Origin of the sequence: Shewanella sp. KT0246, from assembly GCF_019654955.1 — a bacterium.
GTDB classification, from domain to species: Bacteria; Pseudomonadota; Gammaproteobacteria; order Enterobacterales; family Shewanellaceae; genus Shewanella; species Shewanella goraebulensis.
In genome coordinates this window covers 39897-63827 of record NZ_BPEV01000023.1, presented here as the reverse complement: position 1 = coordinate 63827, position 23931 = coordinate 39897, and the positions used below count along the sequence as shown (strand labels likewise).

19 protein-coding genes, 2 tRNA genes and 1 riboswitch are annotated in these 23931 nt (G+C 39.7%); of the genes, 13 read left to right on the top strand and 8 right to left on the bottom strand.

The features are described 5' to 3' along the window. The first annotated feature begins 176 nt into the window (after nt 1–176). On the top strand, nt 177–926 hold the full coding sequence (locus K5Q58_RS12875; RefSeq protein WP_220754334.1) for a class I SAM-dependent methyltransferase: 750 nt from the start codon (nt 177–179) through the stop codon (nt 924–926). 96 nt (nt 927–1022) lie between these two features. Here K5Q58_RS12875 and rnhA read toward each other — a convergent pair whose 3' ends face one another. Then, nucleotides 1023–1496, bottom strand: coding sequence for a ribonuclease HI (gene rnhA / locus K5Q58_RS12870; RefSeq protein WP_220754333.1), 474 nt, complete (start codon nt 1494–1496; stop codon nt 1023–1025). Between the two features lie 73 nt (nt 1497–1569). On the opposite strand from rnhA, the gene dnaQ reads away from it, so the two are divergent. The 5 genes from dnaQ to K5Q58_RS12845 all read left to right on the top strand — a co-directional run bounded on the left by dnaQ (nt 1570) and on the right by K5Q58_RS12845 (nt 6320). Beyond that, nucleotides 1570–2304 (top strand): DNA polymerase III subunit epsilon, encoded by a 735-nt coding sequence (gene dnaQ, locus K5Q58_RS12865; protein WP_220754332.1) that lies wholly within the window; start codon nt 1570–1572, stop codon nt 2302–2304. A 23-nt stretch (nt 2305–2327) separates the two neighbouring features. Then, complete coding sequence (locus tag K5Q58_RS12860; RefSeq protein ID WP_220754331.1) at nt 2328–3626, top strand: TIGR03503 family protein; 1299 nt, start codon at nt 2328–2330, stop codon at nt 3624–3626. 320 nt (nt 3627–3946) lie between these two features. Then, nucleotides 3947–4023, top strand: a tRNA-Asp gene (locus tag K5Q58_RS12855). A 50-nt stretch (nt 4024–4073) separates the two neighbouring features. After that, nucleotides 4074–4150: transfer RNA gene (locus tag K5Q58_RS12850), tRNA-Asp, on the top strand. 235 nt (nt 4151–4385) lie between these two features. Beyond that, entirely contained in the window at nt 4386–6320 is a 1935-nt protein-coding gene (locus tag K5Q58_RS12845) for a sodium:proton antiporter (RefSeq protein WP_220754330.1), read from the top strand. 133 nt (nt 6321–6453) lie between these two features. Here K5Q58_RS12845 and bcp read toward each other — a convergent pair whose 3' ends face one another. Together bcp and K5Q58_RS12835 are read right to left on the bottom strand one after the other, a co-directional pair. Further along, a complete protein-coding gene (bcp, locus tag K5Q58_RS12840; RefSeq protein ID WP_220754329.1) occupies nt 6454–6927 on the bottom strand; it encodes a thioredoxin-dependent thiol peroxidase in 474 nt (157 codons plus the stop codon). A gap of 22 nt (nt 6928–6949) precedes the next feature. Next, nucleotides 6950–7477, bottom strand: a complete 528-nt coding sequence (locus K5Q58_RS12835; RefSeq protein ID WP_220754328.1) for a glycine cleavage system protein R — start codon at nt 7475–7477, stop codon at nt 6950–6952. A 355-nt stretch (nt 7478–7832) separates the two neighbouring features. On the opposite strand from K5Q58_RS12835, the gene dapA reads away from it, so the two are divergent. The 5 genes from dapA (at nt 7833) to K5Q58_RS12810 (ending at nt 14845) form a co-directional block, all read left to right on the top strand. Continuing rightward, nucleotides 7833–8720 carry a 4-hydroxy-tetrahydrodipicolinate synthase gene (gene dapA / locus K5Q58_RS12830; protein WP_220754327.1) on the top strand — a complete coding sequence of 296 codons (888 nt, stop codon included), beginning with the start codon at nt 7833–7835 and terminating at the stop codon, nt 8718–8720. Beyond that, entirely contained in the window at nt 8721–9821 is a 1101-nt protein-coding gene (gene bamC, locus K5Q58_RS12825; protein ID WP_220754326.1) for an outer membrane protein assembly factor BamC, read from the top strand. It begins immediately after the preceding gene. A gap of 318 nt (nt 9822–10139) precedes the next feature. Further along, the gene (locus K5Q58_RS12820; RefSeq protein ID WP_220754325.1) at nt 10140–11222 is read left to right on the top strand and encodes an efflux RND transporter periplasmic adaptor subunit; all 1083 of its coding nucleotides are present in this window, start codon (nt 10140–10142) and stop codon (nt 11220–11222) included. Further along, on the top strand, nt 11219–14314 hold the full coding sequence (locus K5Q58_RS12815; protein WP_220754324.1) for an efflux RND transporter permease subunit: 3096 nt from the start codon (nt 11219–11221) through the stop codon (nt 14312–14314). Before K5Q58_RS12820 ends, K5Q58_RS12815 begins: the two co-directional genes overlap by 4 nt. 195 nt (nt 14315–14509) lie before the next feature. Then, the gene (locus K5Q58_RS12810) at nt 14510–14845 is read left to right on the top strand and encodes a Fis family transcriptional regulator (protein WP_220754323.1); all 336 of its coding nucleotides are present in this window, start codon (nt 14510–14512) and stop codon (nt 14843–14845) included. Between the two features lie 58 nt (nt 14846–14903). Here the strand turns inward: K5Q58_RS12810 and K5Q58_RS12805 are convergent, their stop codons facing one another. Continuing rightward, the gene (locus tag K5Q58_RS12805) at nt 14904–15884 is read right to left on the bottom strand and encodes a DUF1214 domain-containing protein (protein WP_220754322.1); all 981 of its coding nucleotides are present in this window, start codon (nt 15882–15884) and stop codon (nt 14904–14906) included. A gap of 247 nt (nt 15885–16131) precedes the next feature. Then, the gene (gene fadE, locus K5Q58_RS12800; RefSeq protein ID WP_220754321.1) at nt 16132–18579 is read right to left on the bottom strand and encodes an acyl-CoA dehydrogenase FadE; all 2448 of its coding nucleotides are present in this window, start codon (nt 18577–18579) and stop codon (nt 16132–16134) included. A 240-nt stretch (nt 18580–18819) separates the two neighbouring features. Here fadE and K5Q58_RS12795 point away from each other — a divergent pair, with 240 nt between their 5' ends. Further along, nucleotides 18820–19605, top strand: coding sequence for a class II glutamine amidotransferase (locus K5Q58_RS12795; protein ID WP_220754320.1), 786 nt, complete (start codon nt 18820–18822; stop codon nt 19603–19605). Nucleotides 19606–19750: 145 nt separating this feature from the next. On the opposite strand, the gene K5Q58_RS12790 is transcribed toward K5Q58_RS12795, so the two are convergent. The 3 genes from K5Q58_RS12790 to K5Q58_RS12780 form a co-directional block, all read right to left on the bottom strand. Then, entirely contained in the window at nt 19751–20476 is a 726-nt protein-coding gene (locus K5Q58_RS12790; protein ID WP_220754352.1) for a DUF3108 domain-containing protein, read from the bottom strand. Nucleotides 20477–20712: 236 nt separating this feature from the next. Beyond that, entirely contained in the window at nt 20713–21057 is a 345-nt protein-coding gene (locus K5Q58_RS12785; RefSeq protein ID WP_220754319.1) for an MGMT family protein, read from the bottom strand. Nucleotides 21058–21152: 95 nt separating this feature from the next. Then, nucleotides 21153–21833 carry a hemolysin III family protein gene (locus K5Q58_RS12780; protein ID WP_220754318.1) on the bottom strand — a complete coding sequence of 227 codons (681 nt, stop codon included), beginning with the start codon at nt 21831–21833 and terminating at the stop codon, nt 21153–21155. A gap of 288 nt (nt 21834–22121) precedes the next feature. Between K5Q58_RS12780 and K5Q58_RS12775 the strand changes: the two genes are divergently transcribed. Beyond that, nucleotides 22122–23417: a hypothetical protein gene (locus K5Q58_RS12775; protein ID WP_220754317.1), complete on the top strand. Its 1296-nt coding sequence runs from the start codon at nt 22122–22124 to the stop codon at nt 23415–23417. A 213-nt stretch (nt 23418–23630) separates the two neighbouring features. Further along, nucleotides 23631–23729, top strand: a riboswitch (TPP riboswitch). Nucleotides 23730–23931 lie beyond the last annotated feature (202 nt).

Below are 23931 nucleotides of genomic sequence, written 5' to 3'. Positions count from 1 at the left end.
TTATTGTTCTGTAACTAAATGGATAGCTCTTGCCTTCGCAGCGTCACTAAATGTAAACAGTGACTAAATTTACTCATTGATCTCATTACAATAATATTATTGAGATAGCTTAACGACTTTAATATAAAAATCGTTATACTCAAATGAGTCGCAAAAACCTTGAGGGTAAATTGTTCATGTCGATAAATGAGAAACTGCACGATTGGCAACAATTACCCTGTGGCGATGAAATTCAAGTGGCTGTTGAACAGAAGTTAGCCTGTTGGTGGCCAAGGATTTTCGGTTATCATCTATTAAAACTTGGGCCATTAAGCCACCAAATATCTAGTCTTCATTGCAACATTTCACGACACTTTTCAATTCATGATGGTGAAGGCGCTTCAATTATAGCTGATCCGCATCATTTACCACTCAATAGTGGTTCTATGGATGCGGTGTTAATGAGTTTTCTTATCGAGTTTGAACAAGACCCATATCGTTTATTGAGAGAAGTCGATCGCGTCATGATAAGCGGTGGGTATATCTTTATCTGCGGTTTTAACCCAGTAAGTACTGCGTTTATGGGGAAGTTATTACCCAAATATCAAACTAAAATTCCCTGGTCAGGACAGTTTTTTATGCCTGCTAGGGTAAAAGATTGGCTAGGGTTGTTAGGTTATCAAATACTTCAAGATGAACGCTTTATCTATCATCCATTAATTGGGGATATAAACCAAGGGACATGGTGGCAAAATCGAATTGAGCGTTGGTTACCAGGAATTGGCAGTGTTTATTTGATTGTGGCACGTAAAATGGAATCACCGCTTACGCCAATTAGAGAAAAGAAAAAGGCGAGAGCACCACAATGGGCACCAGCATCTACAGCGGGCAGATCAGGTCACTCTACCTTGCCTTGTTCGCAGCCGTCTCAACCTAACGAGCCTTAAGAATGTTAATTTAAGGCGCATTTCTTAAGACATATTTTAAAAATCAATAGTTTAAAATCAAGATTGTAAAGTTAAGAATCTAGAATATACAAAATTTTATTCGGGATTATAGTTTACATCTTCTTGCTCTGGTTTAGCTTCAGCTGCCCATCTTGCTAAATCATCACAGCGTTCGTTCTCTGCATGACCTGCGTGTCCTTTAACCCAGCGCCAGTCCATGTCATGTAATTGGCTCACGGCATCTAACCGTTTCCACAAATCGACGTTCTTAACTGGAGTTTTCGTTGATGTAATCCAACCTTTTTTCTTCCATCCATGGATCCATTGAGTGATGCCTTGACGCATATATTGGCTATCGCTTGTTAAAATAACTTTGCACGGCTCATATAGGGCTTCTAATGCTATGATTGGCGCCAATAATTCCATGCGATTATTGGTGGTTAATTTAAATCCGTCAGACATTTCTTTGGTTTGCAGCTTATATTTCATTACAATACCGTATCCGCCGGGACCTGGGTTACCCAGACATGAGCCATCAGTATATATTTTGATTTGTTTTAGTTCTGACATCAAATTGTTACCATGCAATACATATTAATGTCGGCAATTATACCTAAACATATAACAATTAATTGAGTTACCTATGAATATTATTTCTAGCGCAAGCCGCCAGGTTATTTTAGATACAGAAACAACTGGTATGAACCAAGCGGGTGGGCCTGTATATATTGGCCATCGCATTATTGAAATTGGTTGTGTAGAAGTGATAGACCGTAAATTGACTGGTCGTACTTATCATCAATACATTAATCCAGGTCAGTTAATTGACCCTGAAGCGATTGAAGTTCATGGGATCACCGATGAGAGAGTCGCTAAAGAACCACGCTTTCATCAAATAGCCCAAGAATTTATTGATTTCATTGATGGTGCTGAAATTGTCGCACACAACGCACCGTTCGATATTAGCTTTATGGACCATGAGTTTGCTCATTTACAGCCAGTAGGTCCAAAGACAGCTGACATCTGTGGCATTCTTGATTCATTAGTCGTTGCCAAGCATTTGCACCCTGGGCAAAAGAACAACCTTGATGCATTGTGTCGTCGTTATGGTATCGACTTGTCACGCCGTACTTATCACGGCGCGTTATTGGATGCTGAAATTCTTGCCGATGTCTATTTGATTATGACAGGTGGTCAAATTAAGTTTAATTTGTCCAACGAAAAGGCAGGTCAAGAAGGTGGCGGTATTCAATTAGTGGAACAAAATGCGTTTAATCTTAAAGTGATCTCAGCTACGGCCGATGAATTAGTATCACATGACCAACGATTGGATTTGGTCCAAAAATCAGGAAAATGCCTCTGGAGAGGCGAAGCCTAATACTTAAGGTAATGCGCTAATTAATGAAAGGATTTAGCCCCTATTTATTGTCATTGTTAATATTGGTTGGTGGCCTGCTGCCCCAATCTGTTTTTGCTGTGCCATATACCCAAGCCACTGAACTTAAAAATAGATTCAGAATTGATCATATGGTTGATGAGCTTACATTACTTGTTCAACGAGAATACGGCTCAGCCCCCGTAATTGTCATTTTACCCGACGGTTCTAAATGGTATTCAGATAGGCACCCTGAATCTGTTAAGTGGGTTGATGGCTTAACGGGTGACATGATAAAAATCCCCAAGCCTATGCCTGGTCCTTGGCAGCTTTTAGGCAATCTAGCGCCTAACTCCAGCATTCAGAAAGTTTCTAAACTTGAAATTGATGTCGAACCAATTCCTCAACCTTTATTTCAAGGTGAACGCCTTAAGGTCACTTCACGGTTACTCGGAGACGGTTTAACTGTTAGGTTGCCGGGTCTTGATTACATGATTGAGTGGACTGTTAAATTTGCCAGTCATCATAAGAATACCGACGCTAATTTTACTACTGGTACTATCATTGTGGGGTCTTATAAAGATAACGGTGAAGGGCTTGATGAAGTCCCTGATGATGGCATCTTTACGGGTAAGAAAAACCTCAATCAACCTTGGGGAAATTATACGTTAACGGTTGAAGCAAGAAATAATATATTTCAGCGAGAGGTTAGTTATCCCTTTTATCTCTCGGAAAAACCGATAGCAGTCGATATTATCGAGCCTGAAGATAAGTTAAACGGGGTATGGCATATTCAGCTGGTTGTTGATGATGAAGTGTTACAACTTGAACAGACTCATTTTCACTTTGATATCGTCGGGCCTGCAGGTCTTAAACTTCCAGTAAGTTTAAATGAGGTTCAATTTAAAGAAACCTTACTCGCGATTCCTGCGGTCACTGATTTTGGCAGCTACCGAATTAAAGGGTCTGCAGTTTCGACCACAATAGAAGGTCGCGAAATTGTACTTGATTTGCCTGAGCAGTTTTTCAATTTAATTGAGCCACCTGCGCCGCCACCCACGGCGGAAGAATTAGCTCAGCGAGCGGCAATTCAAGCAGCAAAAGAAGAAGCGGCTGCAAAAAAGAAGGCTATATTCTGGATTTTAGTGGTAAATGGCACCTTGTTGGTGATCGGTATTTTAGGCTTAATTATTTGGCGTAAAAAACAGGCGCTAAATAAAGCGTTAGCAGCAACCAAACTGCGACTGGAGCAAGAGGGGGCTGGAGAAGAGAGTCAAGAATCTACTATCGATGATTTAGATTTAACCATGCCAGATGAAAAATAGCTGATAAAACACACCTATATCGAAATATGGGGTTGCAGTAGTGACTCCATTACTTCTGATTTCAATTAAACTTTTTCTTCAATACCTGCTAAAAATGGGAACATTCGGCCCAACGCTTGTTAATTAATCACTAAGTAAAACTCAAAACTGCCATCTCATTATTTTAATTTTAGTTTGTCGCTTTAGAATCTTGACTCTTTTACGCACAAAAAGTACATGAATTAAGCTTGGTTGAACATTTTTTAGCTAAACAGTCAAAAAGGTGAAAAAAATGGTTGACGGTTTTTGACGACATCTCTATTATTCTTCGCAACTTAAGTGGAGCGGTAGTTCAGTTGGTTAGAATACCGGCCTGTCACGCCGGGGGTCGCGGGTTCGAGTCCCGTCCGCTCCGCCAGTTAAGTTACTTAGATTTTGTTCATCTGTTTTAACAGATAACACAGTTTAGGAGCGGTAGTTCAGTTGGTTAGAATACCGGCCTGTCACGCCGGGGGTCGCGGGTTCGAGTCCCGTCCGCTCCGCCAAACAGATCAGCCCTTGTCATATGACAAGGGCTTTTTTGTGTCTAAAATTCAACTCCTTGTTTAGTTCATCACTTTTACGTATTTCAAATCAACATCTTATGATGTTAATAAAATTTTAATTAATTGCGTCTATTGTATTAATATCACTTGCTCTACTTCAGTATTTAGTATTTTATTAAAGATAGACATTTAAAAAAACGACTAAAACAAATAGCGCTTTTATAAGGATATACACATGGTCGAACACATCACAGGCATGCTAGCGTTAATTGGCGTCTTGTCTCTATTGTGTCAGTGGGTAGGGTGGAAGTTGCGTTTACCCGCAATTTTGCCGCTATTGTTATGTGGTTTACTGCTCGGACCTGGGTTAGATATTTTAAATCCTGATGCAATTTTTGGTGATTTGTTATTTCCCATTATTTCATTAGGTGTGGCGGTTATCTTATTTGAAGGTGCGCTGACCCTTAATTTCAAAGAAATCAAAGACCATGGACGTATGGTGACAAATTTAGTCACTTTTGGTGCATTTATCACTTGGGCTTGTATTGCACCAGCAGCGCATTGGTTATTAGGCTTTGAATGGCCGATGGCGCTCTTATTTGGCGCTTTAGTTGTGGTAACTGGTCCAACCGTAATTGTCCCTATGTTACGGACTGTAAGACCTAAATCGAACCTTGCTAGCATCTTACGTTGGGAAGGTATTGTCATCGACCCTATTGGCGCGATACTGGCCGTTTTAGTGTATGAATATATTGCGGTAGCTGCTGCGGCCGATCCTACGACACATGTCTTATCAGCACTAGGTATGACCTTGTTGCTCGGTTTTGGCTTAGGCGCTATTGCAGGATATTTAATTGGTATTGCGTTGAGAACGACAGTATTTCCTCATTATCTTAAAAATACCGCTGTGTTGACCATTATGTTAGGCATGTTTGTTGGTTCTAATTTAATTCAAGAAGAGTCAGGTTTATTAACGGTAACTGTTATGGGGATATGGCTTGCTAATATGCGCGGGGTTGATATTGCTGATATTTTAGAATTCAAAGAAACCCTAACGGTATTGTTAATCTCTGCGCTTTTTATCTTATTAGCTGCGCGATTAAACTCAACTGCTATGTTAGATCTTGGCTGGGGCGGTGTTGGAGTACTAATGGTTGTAATGCTGGTGGCAAGACCATTAAGCATTTGGATATCAGGTATCGGCACCAGTTTATCAAGGTCAGATAAATGGTTTTTAAGCTGGGTTGCCCCACGCGGTATTGTCGCAGCTGCTATTTCATCTTTATTTGCAATTAAGCTTGAAGCCATCGGCGTTAATGGGGCAAGTTCAATTGTGCCATTGGTGTTTTTAATTATTATTGGCACCGTGGTAATTCAAAGTTTAACAGCCGGGCCGTGGGCAAAGTTTCTTGGTGTTAAGGCTGATTCGTCACAGGGTTTGTTATTATTTGGCGCATCTAAATTTTCTCGCGAACTTGCTAAAGTTCTAACCGAGAAAAATGTAAAGGTGATGCTTGCTGATAATAACTGGGACAATATTCGCCAAGCACGTATGGCTAACATTCCTGTTTATTTTGGTAATCCAGCTTCTGAACATGCCGAAAACTTTATGGACTTAAGTGGCATTGGCCGCGTATTAATATTATCGCCATATCGACAATTAAACCCCTTGGTCAGTTTTCATTTTCAAGACTTATTGGGTACTCAAAAAGTTTATGGTTTAAACAATGCAGAAGGCGGAAGTGCAAGGCATCAATTGTCTGAATCTTATTTAAAACGGTTATGCTTATTTGGTGAGTCTGTTTCTTACGCGCGTATTGCCAGTTATATGGCGAAAGGTGCGGTAATAAAAGTTACCAATATTACGGATAACTTTACCCTACAGGATTTCAAAGAGCGTTATGGTGAAACTGCCATGCCGCTGATTTATCTCACCAAAGATCAAAAAGTGAAAATTATCTCTGGTGCTGATAGGGAATTGCCAGTGGGAATTGAGCTGATTAGTTTGCTGCCTGCAGAAGCACAAGAGCAAGACGTGATTCAGCGTAATTTAAAAGAAGTCGCTGAGCGAGAGTCAGCTGCTGATGAAGATTCTAAACAGGCAACAATTGAACAAGAAGAAGCTCAAACAACTGCAACTTCCGAGCTTGAAGAAAACGAGCCCAAGTAAAGGTTATTTCAGCTACTGGCATATAGAAACAAAAAAGGCTTCGTATTAACGAAGCCTTTTTAATCATCAAGTTATTTTATTCGTTTGTACTTGTACTTGTACTTGTACTTGTACTTGTTTACTTTAATTCGTTTTATTTTTGTTCAGCAATCACAGATAACACGACTTCATGATGATTTTTAGTTTTGAATTTATCAAATACGTGAGCAACTTTACCGTCTTGCCCGATTAAGAAGCTCAAACGGTGGATACCATCATAAATTTTACCCATAAACTTTTTCTCGCCCCATACACCGAATGCATCGGCAATGGCGTGGTCTTCATCGCTAAGCAATGAGAAGTTTAGTTCCTGCTTATCATTAAATTTAAGTAATTTAGCCACTGGATCTGGACTTAGACCTAATACCGTTACTTTGTGGTTTGCTAGCTCTGCTTTACTGTCACGAAGCCCTTGAGCCTGAACAGTACAACCTGGAGTGGATGCTTTAGGGTAGAAATACACTAATACTGGACCCTTTTTTAAAGCGTCAGTTAACGCAATCGTTTCGTCAAATTGGTTTTGTAGAGAGAATTGCGGTGCTAAATCACCAACTGTTAGGGTATTCATGTAAAGTCCTTATTTGTTATTTTTACTTTTCACTGGCCTGCATGTGATTGATGGAACAATCTAAAGAAAGCTCATTTGCGAGTTCTTGAATACTTTTCTCAAGCTTTAATAGATCAACTTTTTCAGGCACGTTAATCGTAAACAAAATGGTTTGAGTTAAATTATCATCATCGGCATGAGAACGTACCGCTGCTAAATCTAATGAGCGATCTGCTAAAAACTCAGTAATACGCTTCATCGTACCTCGTTGATCTTGTCCGTTTACACTGACTTCGATTCGAGATACAAAATTCTTAGGTGTATGCTTTGAGGTGCGCTTCATTACCGTAAGTAACTCAAGTTCAACACTTAAGCTAGGTAATAGGGTTTCTATCTTAGTTATTGCAGCCCAAGATCCTGAGATCATCATGATCAGGGTGAATTCATTTCCGAATAAAGCCATACGGCTATCGACTATGTCACAATCACATTCACTGGCTAAACGGGCTAGGCGACTTACTAAACCTGGGCGATCAGAGCCCATAGCAGTAACGACCAGATAGTTGGTCATGGATTTTCCTCACTTTTTCGATATCATAGAGCGTAAACTAGCGAGCTAACGCAAAGTTTTTTTGCGGGACGTAATGCTACCATAACTAGAACTAAACCACATAAGTATGTCTTTATTAGGCTATAAACTGATTGAAAAGAGTATTGTTTGAGCATTAATTTATAATAACTATTGATTTATAAGGAAATAAAGTTTATTTCTGCATGAGTTGTTCAATATAAAAATATAAAAATAGTGTTCAAATAACACGATATTTTGCCAGTTTTGTATAAATGCATTTGAGAGCCCCGTTAATGCTTGTCATTAGTAGTAGGCATAAGTAACATAGCGAATCCTGAAACCTTGGGGAATTTAGATGATAAACGGAAGCATCGTTGCCTTAATCACACCAATGAATAGTGATGGCACAGTAGATTACAGTAGTCTTGAAAGACTCGTAGAATTTCATATTGACCAAGGCACAGATGCGATTGTAGCCGTTGGTACCACTGGAGAGTCAGCGACTCTACCAATGAAAGAACATGCACAAGTTGTTGCACAAACCGTTAAGTTTGCTGCAGGTAGAATTCCTGTTATCGGCGGAAATGGCGCTAATGCAACAGCTGAAGCCATTGAACTGACCCAATCTATGGCTGATTCTGGCATTGTCGGTATGCTCGGCGTTACCCCTTATTACAATAAGCCAACACCAAAAGGTTTAATTGCTCATTACAAAGCCGTTGCTGCTTGTACTGACATACCGCAAATTCTTTACAATGTACCTGGCCGTACATCAGTTGATATGTTACCTGAAACAGTAGCTGAATTAGTTTCTGTTAGTAATATTGTTGGTGTAAAAGAAGCCACCGGTGATTTGACCCGTGTAGCGAAATTACGCGAATTGTGTGGCAGTGACTTTAAATTGTACAGCGGTGATGATGCGACAGCCCGAGACTTTTTATTATTAGGTGGAGACGGTGTTATATCTGTTGCTAATAATATCGTCCCTAAATCATTCAAAGCTATGTGTGAAGCAGCGTTAGCTGGAGATCATGCACTATCAGAAAGCATTAACCTGCCGATGAAAGGTCTGTATGAACATCTATTCTGTGAAGCCAACCCAATTCCAGTGAAATGGGCCGCTCACCAAATGGGTTTAATCAGCCAAGGACATATTCGTTTACCTTTAACTGAACTTTCTGAGCAGTTTCATGGTCTGTTGTTAGAAGCGATGAAACAAGCCCAGATAGAGGTAAACCGATAAATGTTGAAGCAAGTCACCCCAATTTTATTAATTGCTGCCGTTACAGCGTGTAGTACACCTACAGATCGTCGAGTTGCCAATGGCAATGAAGATTTTGTAAATGCTAAATCCGTTCCGTTGCTGACAATCCCTGAAGGATTAACTGAACCCACATATAGCCGTGAATACGATATTCCAAGTGCTGGTGAAGACGTTAATAAAGAACTTATTGGCAAACGTTTAGATATACGTCCACCTTTGCTTGTACTCCCAATGTCTGAAGGTACTCGTGTTGAAGAGGGTAGCGATAACATTAAAATTATCGTTGAGTCTATTCCTAGTACAACCGATCTCAAACAAGAAGTTTTTGACAATCTCAAAGGCTTCCTTGCTAAGTACGATGTCGCAGTCGAGAAAGAAGATTATGAATCAGGTGTACTAGAGACTGGTTGGATTGAAAACAGAGATGTGATCGAGACCAGTTGGTTTGGTGCTGATAAAGTTTATTTACTACGTCAGCGCTACCGCTATGACGTTGATGTTAGCCCACATGGCCGCTCAGGTAGTATGAGTATTGATCTGGTTGAGCATGAAGAATCATATGACGGTGAAGAACAAGAAATCTTTTTAAGTGGTGAAGACCAACGTCGATATACTATTGATATGCTCAATAATACCATTGCTTACATGAGTGTTACCCGTGATAAGCAAATCAAAGCGGATCGAATCGAACAAAGTTTAGGTATCGATGTTGATTTAGTTGCAGAAACTGAAGAAACTGGTGCTTACTGGGTAGCTGAAGCTGACTTTACCAAAACCTGGGATCGTTTACGTATTGTGATGCCAGAGCTTGGCTTTGACATTGTTGATATGAATAGCGCTAAGGGACTTTATTATATTGTTCTTGAAGAAAGTGGCGGATTTTGGAGCTCGTTGTGGGGCGAAGACAAGTTACCGTTAGAGCGTGGTAATTATCGTGTTGAATTGGAAGAAAACGACGATAACTCTCAAACCAAAATCTTTATTAAGAATGCTGCGGGTGACCCATTAGATAATGAAGTGGTGACTGAACTTTATCGTGTTTTGAACGAAGCGATGAAAGCGGACCGTAAAGTTCGCTAATCTAAAACCGCCAAAGTATTTGTACTTGCTCTAAAAAGCAGCAGGTTATTACAAAGAGACACATTTATGTGTCTCTTTTTTTTATGCTGATTTTAGATGGTTATATAGTGATATTGTTTGTTTTACATCATTAAGGTGGGAATAAATAACAAAATGTGAACTGCAATTCAGTTTGATTCGTAAAAATGCGCGTGTTAATGAAATGTGTATTTTGTAAGGAAAGGTAAAACGCCTTGATACCAGCTTGCTGCTGGGTAAACTAACGTTTGCTTCAATCCTTTTAACATTTTGTATATGAGTTTGACGAACGGAATTCCGATGAAAAAAATTATAATATTACTCGTTGCATTAGGTCTTGCTTGGTTCGGTTATCAATCGACTCTGTCTCCTAGTAATACTAAAGAGCGTGTTAAACCGATTCCAAATGTTGTCGTGGCCAAGGTTGCCATGTTACCAGTGCGTGATGAAGTCGAAGCGATTGGTACCAATAAAGCGTTTGAGTCTATAACTATTACTCCGAAAGTCACTGAGCAAGTGGCTTCAATTAACTTTGATGATGGTGACATCGTCAACAAGGGCGACTTACTGGTGCAACTTCGTAACCGAGAACAAGTTGCTAAAGTAAGAGTTGCCGAAGTTAAAGTAAAAGATCACTTACGCGAATTAGACAGAATTAGAAGTCTAGTGACCAGTAAAACGGTTGCAGAACTCGAAAGAGATCGACTGCAAACCCTCATTGATACAACCCGCGCGGAGCTTGAACAAGCCAAAGCAGCATTAGAAGACAGAGCGATTCACGCTCCATTCTCTGGCCGTTTGGGTCTTAAACAAGTGAGTGTCGGTTCGTTAGTCTCTCCAGGTACTCAAATCACCACACTAGATGATGTGAGTAAGATTAAACTCGACTTTTCTGTACCCGAGCGTTTTATCCAAGAGCTTCAATTAGGTAAAAGTGTAGAGTCAAAAGCCATAGCGTTTCCAGACCGGATTTTTAGAGGTGTTGTGACATCAATTGATAGCCGCGTGAATCCATCGACTCGTGCTGTGATTGTCAGAGCAATTATAGATAATGCCGACGCTGCTTTGCTGCCAGGTATGTTGATGAAAGTTAAATTGATTAAACAAAATCGTGAAACCTTGTTATTACCTGAATCTGCAATCATCCCAATTCAATCAAAACATTTTGTATATACAGTCAATGATGAAAATGTGGTTGAGCAACATTCAGTCACTTTAGGTATTCGAAACCGTGGCTGGGTTGAAATCATCGATGGTGTTGAAATTGGTACGCCTGTGATTATTCGCGGCCTACTAAAAGTAAGACCGGGTGATAAAGTCAAAACAGAAGCTGCTGAGGCCTTTAATTTTGCCAATGTGGCAGGTTCGGAGAATGCCGCATGATTTTAACTGATATCTCGGTAAAAAGGCCGGTATTAGCTTCTGTTATCAGTATTTTGATTATCATCCTTGGTTTAGTTTCTTTTGAAAAACTACCATTACGTGAATATCCAAACATTGACCCTCCAGTGGTGTCTATCGATACCCGTTATCGCGGCGCTAGTGCCTCGGTTGTTGAAAGTCGTATTACCCAATTAATTGAAGATAGAATAAGTGGCGTTGAAGGCATTAAACATGTCAGTTCGCGAAGCCGTGATGGTCGCTCGTCTGTCACATTAGAGTTTGATGTCGGCCGAGATATCGAAGCTGCTGCCAATGATGTGCGCGATAGAATTTCTGGACTAATGGATAATTTACCAGAAGAAGCAGATCCACCAGAGGTTGAAAAAGCCAATGGCGGTGATGAAGTGATTATGTGGCTGAATCTAGTCTCAGATCAAATGACGACATTGCAATTAACTGATTACGCACGCCGTTATTTAACCGATCGCTTTTCTGTAGTCGATGGTGTGGCCAATATACGTTTAGGTGGTGGTAAAGTTTATGCCATGCGTATTTGGATTGACCGCCAAGCACTCGCTTCTCGTAACTTAACCGTTGCGGATGTTGAGTCTGCGCTACGTTCTGAAAATGTTGAACTGCCAGCGGGCTCCATTGAATCCAAAGAGCGTCACTTCACAGTACGTGTCGATAGAAGTTTTAGAACTGAGCAAGATTTCGCTAACCTTGTTATTACCCAAGGAGATGATGGCTATTTAGTTAGGCTAGGTGATGTTGCTAAGGTTCAAATTGGTTCTGAAGAAGAACGAATTATGTTTCGCGGTAATACTGAGTCGATGATTGGTTTGGGTGTATCAAAGCAATCTACCTCTAATACCTTGGAAGTTGCTCGCGCCGCCAATGCATTAGTGGATGAAATAAATCCTACATTACCTGCGGGAATGGAGATTAAACGCTCTTACGATAGCTCGGTATTTATTGAAGCCTCGATTAAAGAAGTATATCAAACGCTGTTTATTGCCATGGTGTTAGTGATTATTGTCATTTACCTTTTCTTAGGTAGTGTGCGTGCAATGTTAATTCCGGCATTAACGGTTCCTGTATCACTTATGGGAACGTTTATCGTTTTATATACCTTAGGGTATACCATTAACTTGCTAACCCTACTGGCGATGATTTTGGCCATTGGTATGGTGGTTGATGATGCAATTGTAATGCTAGAAAATATTCATCGTCGAATTGAGCAAGGGGATTCGCCATTAAAAGCGGCATATCTGGGTGGACGTGAGGTGGCGTTTGCTGTTGTGGCTACAACTCTAGTCCTTATCGCAGTGTTTATGCCGATTAGTTTCCTTGATGGTGATTTAGGTAAATTATTTAAAGAGTTTGCTGTCACTATGAGTGCAGCAGTGATGTTCTCAAGCCTTGTAGCATTAACCTTAAGCCCAATGATGTGCTCGAAACTGCTCAAACCAGCAGGTGAATCTTCTTGGTTAGTTCGTAAAGTGGATGCGATGATGGATTTTGTTACCAAAATCTATCAATCAAATCTTAATAGCGCGATTAAGCAGCCTTATCTCATTGGTATTATTGTGGTGGCTGCGTTTGCTTTCAGCGGCTATTTATTGAATAAGGTGCCACAGGAATTTGCGCCACAGGAAGACCGTGGTTCGATGTTTTTGGTGGTTAATGGCCCACAAGGTGCAAGCTTTGAATACATAGAAAAGTACATGGATGAAATTGAAGGCCGCTTAATGCCTTTAGTTGAAGCAGGTGACATTAAACGCCTATTAATACGTGCTCCTCGTGGTTTTGGTACTGCAGCAGACTTTTCTAATGGTATGGCGATTATTGTATTAGAAGATTGGGCTGAACGTCGTCCAGCAAATGAAATTATTACTGATATTCGAACAAGAATATCAGATTTAGCTGGCGTTAGAGCGTTCCCAATTATGCGGCAAGCATTTGGTCGTGGTGTAGGTAAACCTGTGCAGTTTGTATTAGGCGGACCTAGCTATGAAGAGTTAGCCAATTGGCGAGATATCATGCTTGAAAAAGCAGGTGAGAACGAAATGCTCGCAGGTCTTGATCATGATTATAAAGAAACCAAACCTCAGTTAAGAGTTGCTATTGATAAAGACCGTGCGGCTGATTTAGGTGTGTCGATTTCGCATATTGGCCGAACGTTAGAGTCGATGTTGGGTTCGCGATTAGTTACCACGTTCATGCGTGATGGTGAAGAATACGATGTGATAATTGAGGGTAATCGTGATAACCAAAACACGGCGACCGATCTTGAAAACATCTATGTTCGTTCTGATAGAACCAACGAGTTGGTGCCATTATCAAATTTGGTTACTGTTGAAGAATACGCTGATGCGAGTTCATTAAATCGTTATAACCGAATGCGCGCTATTACCGTTGAAGCTAACTTAGCGGATGGTTACAGTTTAGGTGAAGCGTTAGATTATCTTAATGATATTGCCGATACTTATTTACCTGCTGAAGCAGTGATCAGTTACAAAGGGCAGTCATTGGATTATCAGAGTTCGGGTAATTCAATGTACTTTGTATTTGTTTTGGCTTTAGGCATTGTATTCTTGGTTTTGGCAGCTCAGTTTGAAAGCTATGTGCATCCAATGGTGATTATGCTTACAGTGCCATTGGCCACACTTGGCGCCTTAATCGGCTTATGGTTTACTGATCAAAGTATCAATATTTACAGTCAAATCGGCATCATCATGCTGGTGGGACTTGCGGCCAAAAACGGTATTTTGATTGTTGAATTTGCCAACCAACTTCGTGACAAAGGTATTGCCTTTGATGAAGCCGTTATTCAGGCATCCTCACAGCGCTTACGTCCAATATTAATGACGGGTATTACTACAGCAGCAGGGGCTATCCCGCTTGTGATGTCGAGTGGCGCTGGGGCTGAAACCCGCTTTGTTATAGGTGTTGTGGTATTGTCAGGTATATTGCTAGCGACATTCTTTACATTATTAGTGATACCGGTGGCATACAGTCTTTTTGCTCGCAATAGCAGCTCTCCAGATGCTATTACTAAACAGCTCGAGAAAGAGCTTTCTAACGATTAATCTTTAGCAAGCTAAATAAAGCCAGTTAGTTTTAACTGGCTTTTTTATTGCTAGTTATGTAGATGTTTTTATTTAGTGAGTCGGTATAAAGAGCATCTTGGGTCTTATGTTTCTTTAGTAATTTACTCAGAAACATACGAAAATAATATGATAATGGCGGGGAACTGGCTGTAGTTAACACTAAGTCATGAATGAATGAAAAAAACAGATAAAAAATTAGACAGACAAATTACAGAAACATTGACAGAAGTTTGCGATATGTTACTTGATCAATATCAAGGCTTTGAGTGGCTAACCCATACGGTTAAATTCAGTGCATTTCCGACCTCATTAAAAGTTGTATGTATTTTTGAAAATGATTCTCAACTGACAGGTTTAGTATTACACAAAGAAGATGTTTATATTCAAAATTTGATAATTCATAAATTACAGCAGCAGGGCATTAAGCTGCAAACAAAACAAGTCGTGTTTGATAGCGAAACACGTTGTGAAGCTCAGCATAATGGGAATTGGGCAAAGCGATTAAAATAATCTTTACTTTGCCTCAATTCATTTCGCAATAATCAATCTCCTGATAGCGTATTTAACATTAATCAGACTTTCGAATAAACTGCGTCATGTTGTAACCGTATTCGCCATTACTCACCATTTCACTAGGGCCATAATGGCGCATCAAGACATTAAATTTGCCTGTGGTATTTCCTTCTAACACTGGAATGTTGTTTGGCTGGCCTTTGCAACCAAAACGTAAAGTATAAGTTCCATCAGCATTTTTCTTTGGCTTCATTTCACTTGATATATTGGCAACGTCATTAAACATATATCCGTCACCGTTATATACAGTAGCTGACCAAAAGTAAGTTGCTTCCGGATTGACGAATGTCGTTTCGTAGCAACCATTAGCGTCAAAATAGGGGCTGGTTTGATAAATGTTATCCATGACCATTGCGCCGCCCCAGCCGCCTGCAACACCAACATAGTTCATGTATGGAGTTTGACCGCTTTCAACATTACTAAAAGCACTGGCTTGGTAATAACCATCACTGAAATCGGCATTGCCAGCTTCTTCTGTTTTTTGGAGTGATTGTTTATCCCAGTTTTTTGTTTTGAATGGTTTTGGTTGTGGTGCTTCTACCACAATATTGTCACGTAACTCACTATCAAGAGTACGAACTATGACAAATGCATGATCTGTCTTAGCGGTTAACAAGTGCCTGCCTGAGCCATATATCATCCGCTGGGTTTCATGATTTTCATCGACGACTTGAATGGTTACGTACTTATCTGTTTTCGGGATTGTGACGTAAACTTTTCTGCTAGATAAATCGAAAACAGAAGTTGAATATGCAGTATCTCTATTCATTCTTACAACGAACTGCTCAGTTGGAACACTACTTGGAACTGGCATCTTTATGAATTTATTTAAGCCGCCAGCTTTGTCAATAATCGCAGCAAAACGCAGGTTGGTATAAGCTTGGGGGAAATTATCTTGAGTAACTATAATCGGCTTAGCATTCACGCTACTTGAGGCTAAAATTGCAATAATAGTTAGATTTGGCAAAATTTTCATTTTCTTCCTTGAAGGTAAAGTGACCAGTTTATAATCTAAACTAACTCATCGTCACTGTCTTAACAAATTACAATTAAACTAGCGCTAATTTGCTGGCATTTAACAACAATATCCATATTTAAGAAAAACAATGTTCCAATTACTCATAGGAAGTTAATCGATAGCAGGGTTTGTGTAATAGGGGACATTTGGAGATAAAAAAAGGGAAAGCAATTGCTTTCCCTTTGAAGTTAGATTGTGAAATCTATCAAGCTGCTTGAATTTGTTTTGCTATTACAGCAGCTTTTGCTTCAAGTTCTTCTGAGTCGAAATCATCAACATTAATTGATTTCAGACGCCCAACTTCAGCTCTTTCGAGTAATGCAACTTCAGCATCGCTTAACACGCCAAGTGCTTTACCTTCCGCAGCAACTTTGTCTAACCACATAAATGGCAGACGTTTACCTGCAGCTTTACATACCTTGTCATATAATGGCTCTGAAGCCAGAATATCCAGTAAGGTTTGTTCTTGAATACCCACCACGTTGTGCTCTGAAGGAGTCCAGAATTGACCTTGACCTAAGCGGTCACGGCTAGCACACGGAGTTTGCATAATTTTTGATACTTTATGGTCTAGTACATCACTTGGACGTTTAAGAGGGCGACCAAACGGGAAGATGACAGCGCGTAAGGCGAAACCAAGACCCATAGGGAAGTTATCTAGTAAATCATCAAGTGATGTTTGTAGTTTATAAAGTGAATCTTCAACAGCCCATTGGACTAACGGTAAATCCTCAGTTAAACGACCTTCATCTTCATAACGTTTAAGCGTTGCTGACGCGAGGTATAACTGGCTTAATAAATCGCCTAAACGAGCCGAAATACGTTCTTTACGTTTCAGGTTGCCACCCAGTGTTGCCATCGCTAAATCTGATAACAAGGCTAAGTTAGCACTGAAGCGATTCATCTGTTGGTAATAACGTTTTGTTTTATCGTTATAAGGTGATTTTGAGAAGTGGCTAGATGTTACACCCATCCAAAAGCTTCTTACAAAGTTAGACATAGCGAAACCGATATGGCCGAATATCGCATTATCAAAGTTACTTAAGCCTTTACCAGAAGTGGTATCAAAAGCTGATTCCATTTCGGCAAGTACATATGGATGACAACGAATAGCGCCTTGACCATAAATGATCATTGAGCGGGTCAAAATGTTTGCCCCTTCAACGGTAATCGCAATCGGTGCAGCTTGGTAACCGCGACCTAAATAGTTATTCGGGCCAAGACACACACCTTTACCACCGTGGATATCCATCGCATCGATAACACATTTCTGCATTCTATCGGTTAAATGATATTTAACGATTGCAGAGATAACCGAAGGTTTTTCACCTAAACCTATACCAACAGTGGTAAGCGAGCTCACAGCGTCCATTAGATAAGCGTTACCGCCAATTCGTGCCATTGGCTCTTCAATGCCTTCAAGTTTACCGATAGGTAGCTTAAATTGACGACGAATGCGTGCATAAGCACCTGTTGCTAGTGCTGCCGTTTTAATGCCGCCAGCAGAGTTAGAAGGCAGGGTGATACCACGACCCACTGACAAACACTCAACCAGCATACGCCAGCCTTGACCAGCCATTTCTGGGCCGCCAATGATGAAGCTTAATGGGACAAAGACTTCATTACCCCGTGTTGGACCATTTTGGAACATACAGTTAAGCGGGAAATGACGACGACCAGTTTCAACACCTGGGATGTCGGTTGGGATAAGCGCACAAGTAATACCTAAATCTTCAGTATCGCCAAGTAGGCCATCAGGATCGCGTAATTTGAACGCTAAACCTAATACAGTAGCAACAGGGGCTAAGGTAATGTAGCGCTTGTTCCATGTTAGTTTCATACCTAACACTTCTTCGCCTTCAAATTCACCTTTACACACAACACCAAAATCAGGGATTGCACCTGCATCACTACCAGCTTCAGGGCTAGTTAATGCAAAACAAGGTACTTCTAAGCCTTTTGCTAGGCGAGGTAGGTAATGATCTTGTTGTTCTGGGGTGCCGTAGTGCTGAAGTAGTTCACCAGGACCTAAAGAATTTGGTACACCAACAGTTGATGCTAATTCACTACTTAAGCCAGCAAGCTTCTGAAGCACACGAGATTGGGCATAAGCTGAATATTCAAGACCACCGTATTTTTTCTTGATGATCATGGCAAAGAAACCTTCATCTTTTAGGTATTGCCAAACTTCTGGTGGTAAATCAGCAAGTTCATGTGACACTTGATGTTGGTTAAGCATTTTACACACTGTTTCAACAGGGCCATCAAGGAAAGCTTGCTCTTCAGCAGTCAAACGACCTTTAGGGTAGTTGTGTAATTTGTTCCAGTTTGGGTTACCCGCAAACAAATCAGCTTCCCACCAAGTCGTACCAGCTTCAATGGCTTCTTTTTCTGTTGAAGACATTTCAGGCATGATGCCTTGATATACTTTAAGCAATGGACGGGAAATGAAGTTTTGGCGGAATGATTTTACATTTAGCGGTAGTGCTAAGACTAAAAATACAATCCATGCCACGCTACCAACAATATCTAATACGCTGCCAATCAGCATGACGACTGCAGCAGCTACGGTAGCCGTGAGTAACGACACTCGCATATAAGTGGCTGCGCCGAGCACTGCGATCATGGCGATGATCCAAGTCAGGGTAGTCAATGTCTTTCTCCTTAAAGCATTCAAAAATGAGCACTTACAAATTAATGATCCTATTCACAGAACTGAGTGTGGTCAGACCTGTATCACATAAAATTAAACGTTACTGACCACGATTACAAGTTTTTTCAAACAATTGTTTAAAATATTTTCTACAATAAAATATCCCAAAAATGTTTTGCACTAGGTACAATAGTTATTAGATAAAATTATGACTTATAAAACTTTTTAAGGCGTTTCCCCATGTGTGAGTTATTAGCGATGAGCGCTAACGTTCCAACTGATATTGTGTTTAGTTTCACAGGTTTAGCTGAAAGAGGCGGTGTGACTGGTCCTCATGTCGATGGCTGGGGAATTACTTTCTACGAAGGCAAGGGTAGTCGTACTTTTAAAGATGCTTGTCCAAGCAGTGAGTCACATATTGCCAAACTGATTAAATCTTACCCTATCAAAAGTGAGATAGTCGTAAGCCATATTCGTCAGGCTAATCGAGGTTGTGTGTCACTTGAAAATACCCATCCTTTCACACGGGAATTATGGGGTAAGTATTGGACATATGCCCACAATGGTCAGTTATCTGATTATCAAGAAAAGTTTGTCGTTAACCGTTTCCAACCTGTTGGTGACACTGACAGTGAGTTGGCTTTCTGCTGGATAATGGAACAGGTGTTAGTTGAATTTGGTCCTAAACAACCGGAAAATATGAACGCTGTATTTGCGTTTATTGCAGGTCTAGCTGATGAGATTAGAACGCTTGGTGTGTTTAATATGATCCTAAGCGATGGTGTGGACTTGATGACATATTGTAGCAATAACCTTTGCTATATCACCCGCCGTGCACCCTTTGGGAAAGCAAAACTAATCGATACAGATGTGGTTATCGACTTTAATAAAGAAACCACGCCAAATGACGTTGTTACTGTTATTGCGACTAGGCCTCTTACTAAAAATGAAGAGTGGAACATATTAAAACCAGGTGACTGGAAGCTTTTCAGGAAAGGTGAACTTCAAGCGAGTAATCAAGCATAGATAATAGAAAAATTCATTTGTTATAGATTGAACATAAAGATAAATGACAGTCTCCAATAAGGAGATATTGGTAGATTGTCATTTTATTATTATGAACGCTATAACCATATTCAAACGCTGTTCGTAAATCAATTTCAAACGCTTGTTATTTTTTTGATGCCATTTCTGGCACAGCTGTTACGGTTTTAGGTGTGTCTAAAAACTGATAATTATCCAATTTAATATCTAGTTGCTTACTGCCTTTTGAGAAGTGACTAAGTCTAATGGGTAAGAAGCCTAAGTCTGGCGCCATCCAAAAAAAAGTTTGGCGTTTTTTACTGGTTCTTACTACTTCAATCTTAATGGTTTCGTATGAACCACTCTCGATAGTCACTCGCTCTTTACCTACAACTTTAAATTCATAATCATCGAGTTCTTTATCTTTCACCATCTTGTATTGCAGTTTCTCTGGTGGATTGTACATATCCATTCTAAATTGCAGTTGTACCATTAATGGGTCGAAAATATCGTTTGCATAGTCTAGTTTAGCTCGCTCATCTTTATATATGGTGTGAATAACACCTTGGCCTTCTGCAAATACGGTTTGTTCGTTATAGTCACTTCCTGTGCCAGTGCGTTTACTCATATAACGAATAGGTTTAAGTTTTCCCTCGACTAATTGGAACTCACTACTGATGTTACGCACATCAGATAGCATCAATAAGCTGACATCACTATCGAATCGGTATTGATAGAAACCGTTATCTGATAAAGGTAATTGATAGCGCGCTTTACCTAAATGGATGCTGCCGTAATAAACATTATATTCGGCATCATGTGGAGCTAGAGGTGTTAGGAAGTCGCTTTTGTTTTCAACTTCAATGTTACTCATAGCAGAAGTCTTATTGGTAGAAGCCAATTTCGTAGAATCTAATTCTGTAACAGCTGAGCTAACCTCGTTAGTAGTTTCTGATTGAATATCTTCTGTGGTTTGCGCATAAGCTAAATTGAATGGTTGAACGTATATTGTCGCCAGAAGGGCGATAATTGAACAAGGCTTTTTGCTAAAAGTAATATGATTCGAAATTTCAGAAAATAGTTTAACCAAAATAGTACCTATGTCTGGAGTTAAAAAGGTAAAGAGAGAACCAATGTTGCCATATCAGGCTTCCATTCAAATTTTGACAGTGAAATCTTACCTTTGTTCACTTCAATTCCTTCTGATCTTAGACGCTCTTGCTGATTTTGGAAACTAATCGTATTGAGTTTAAAGGATATTTTCCCTAGGCTGTTAATGACTCTATGCCAAGGAAGGTTAAGATGAGATGGGGCGTCCTTTAATGCTTTAGATACATAACGTGCGCGGCCTGGAAGACCTGCAAGATCGGCAACCTTGCCGTAGGCGAGAACATTTCCTTCGGGGATCATGTTGACGATAAACCAAATTTTTTGTTTCGAAGACAGCTCGTTCATGTATAAAGCATCACAAATAAAACATCAGCATAAAGCATCATTGTGCTGATAGGAATCATTACGAGCTATAAAATTTGGAGACAGTGATTAAACTACTAAATCACCGTTAAATAGATACACAGAAAATGAGACAGCGCACCAGATAGAACAAACAAATGCCAAATAGCATGATTATAAGGAATACGCTTACTCACATAGAAAATGACTCCAATGCTGTAGAAAGCACCACCTAATAGTAACAAATTAAATCCTAAGTTGGACATGCCTTGAATAAGATCACTCATCACAGTAACGCACAACCAACCCATGATTAAATAAAGAATGACACTGAAAGCTTTAAATCGACCTATAAACAGGGTTTTAAATACAATACCACCTAATGCGAGCAACCAAATGGCAGCGAGTACAATATTGGCTTGTTCGCCATCTAGACTAATAAGCATTAACGGAGTGTAGGTACCTGCAATTAAGGTGTAGATGGCACAATGATCGGCCATTTTGAAACGTTTTCGCCATAACTGCGTAGTGCTTGAGTGGTATAGGGTTGATGCGAGAAATAATAAAACAATGCTGAGACCATAAATTCCAATACCAAACATTTCAGTGGCATTTAAATGCGATGAGCCTTTCACTAGCATAGCAACCATTGCGATAAGACCTGCAAACACGCCAATACCATGGGTAACGCTATTAGCTAACTCTTCAGTCGCGCAATAATCTGACTGGTAGTGCGGGCTAGCTTCAATTTTTTGATCTGCATTTAACTCAAGAGACATCTTTGCATACAACCTAGTTAAGCAATGTGGAAATTAGAGTAACAGCTTAAATAATAAAATACTATGATTTTAGCGTACACGTGTAAGCTTAATTTGTTTTACTAATACATTCAAAATGTTAGCTGTTAAACGTTGAGGTGTAAGTAAAATAGATGCCAAAGTGAACTATTTCTGTAATTGTGAATCAGATGTTATTCAAACCATGATGATTAGATTCTAGGTGGTTAAAAAACCAATCAATTACAATTTATTGAAATGAGTATGTTTTCGAGCGATAGGATGCGCTAAATGATCGATAAGCATGAAGCAGATTTAAAAACAGCAACAAATAATAAATTGTTGGAACACGATCTGTTTCTTGAGAATATTGATGCAGACAATGTAACGCCATTTATTTCAGCTGAAAGACAGACACAAGCTAAAGATATCGATTTTGAACAATCAGAACTAGCATTTTCAAACCTCAAAAACCTTAACTGTGCAGATATTACTCTATCCATTCCAAGTTTGCGTGCCGAGTCAATTGATTCTGCTAGGGAGACAACTGCACTTGCTGAAAACCACTATTTAGCCACAAGATTAAAACAGATACTGTCACCAAGCGTGATATTTGTGACCATCATTCATGTCGCTGGTTTCTTATTACTATTGTTATTGGCTGAGCAAACCGTTGATGTGTTTGTCGAAATAGCTAAAGCTAGACAAGAAGACAAAATAGACAGTTCAATACAATCACAATTAGAGAATAATGAAATAAATGCTTATTTCATTTCTGCAGAACAGTTAGCGGCAATTTCTCAAGCAACTAAACATAAAATCACCCCAGAGCAGACTCCACAAAAGGCTCCTGCAGAAACATCAGAGCCGTCAGCTGAAGTCAATTCCGACTCTGCCACTACAATAGCGGCAATAAAGGCACTAGAAAATATACCGCTAGATACTGAAGTGAAGCCAGTAGCATTAGAACAAGTTATTGAGCAAGCACCATTACCTGCAGCTCCTATTGAAGAAGTTATAATCGAAAAAGTCACTGTAGACGAACTATCAAATGTCGAACCTATAAATGATAAAACGATAAATACTGCTCCCAGTAAACTAGATACTGAATTTAATTGGAGCAGTGTCGACAGCATGTATCTGCAGGAGCCGAAGGATGAGGCTGCCCATTCGCACCTGTTCAATAAAAATGAATTAAGTGACTCACAATTTAATGTTTTGAATTCAGCGACAAGTAATGTTTTGCAAAACTTAAACCAGCAAGCGTTACAAACGTTGGTTTCTCAACAAGCGCGCAGAGCCACCTCTGGTGATGGAGCCAGTTTGAGTGAGCTGACGCCTGAAATGTTTAATATTGAAATCATAGAAATAGAAGACAAGCGACAAGCCACAACTCTCGACCATCGCTTAGACCCTAATCGTATAATGAAACATGGTGATACTTGCTATCGGATTGTGCCACTGCCGACACAAATTAACCCTCATGCAGAAGGTTTAGGGTTTGCTGAACCCTGTGATAGTGCGCGAATGAAAAAGGCGCTAAATAGAGCAATTCAAAATAGGTTATCGAAAGTACAACTACCGTAATTTTTGTACGCCACTTGTTGGTGCTTTATAAATGAGTTTATTTTTATGGTGTTTTACTTAGGTATAAATTCATTGATTAGTCTTTTTATTGTTTCATATTCAAATCAATTTCAATTTTATCAGAGGTTTGGGGGATGAATTAATATCATTTCTGTATTGTTAAAATTGAATGTAATTCACTTGTAATTTAATTCGTATGCTGAGTATACTGCACACATCTTGTCGGAGTGCCTTATGGCTGAGACCGTTTATTCGGGATCCGTTGAACCTGATCAGGTTAAAACCTGCGAAGGAAACAAGCAGTTAATTTGCTATTTCTTCTTTCTGTTTTCAGATTTTTTGAAAGTGTAAAATTATTTGGTGTGTTTTGACGAACATTAAATTTATGCCGTCAGCATCTAGAGTTTTACATTGCGTAAAGTTATATAGGCTTCACACGAGAGGTTTATTTGAAACTTTATTAAAGCAAATTACAGGGTTATTTATAACTCGCTCGTCATCAACAAACCTCTCC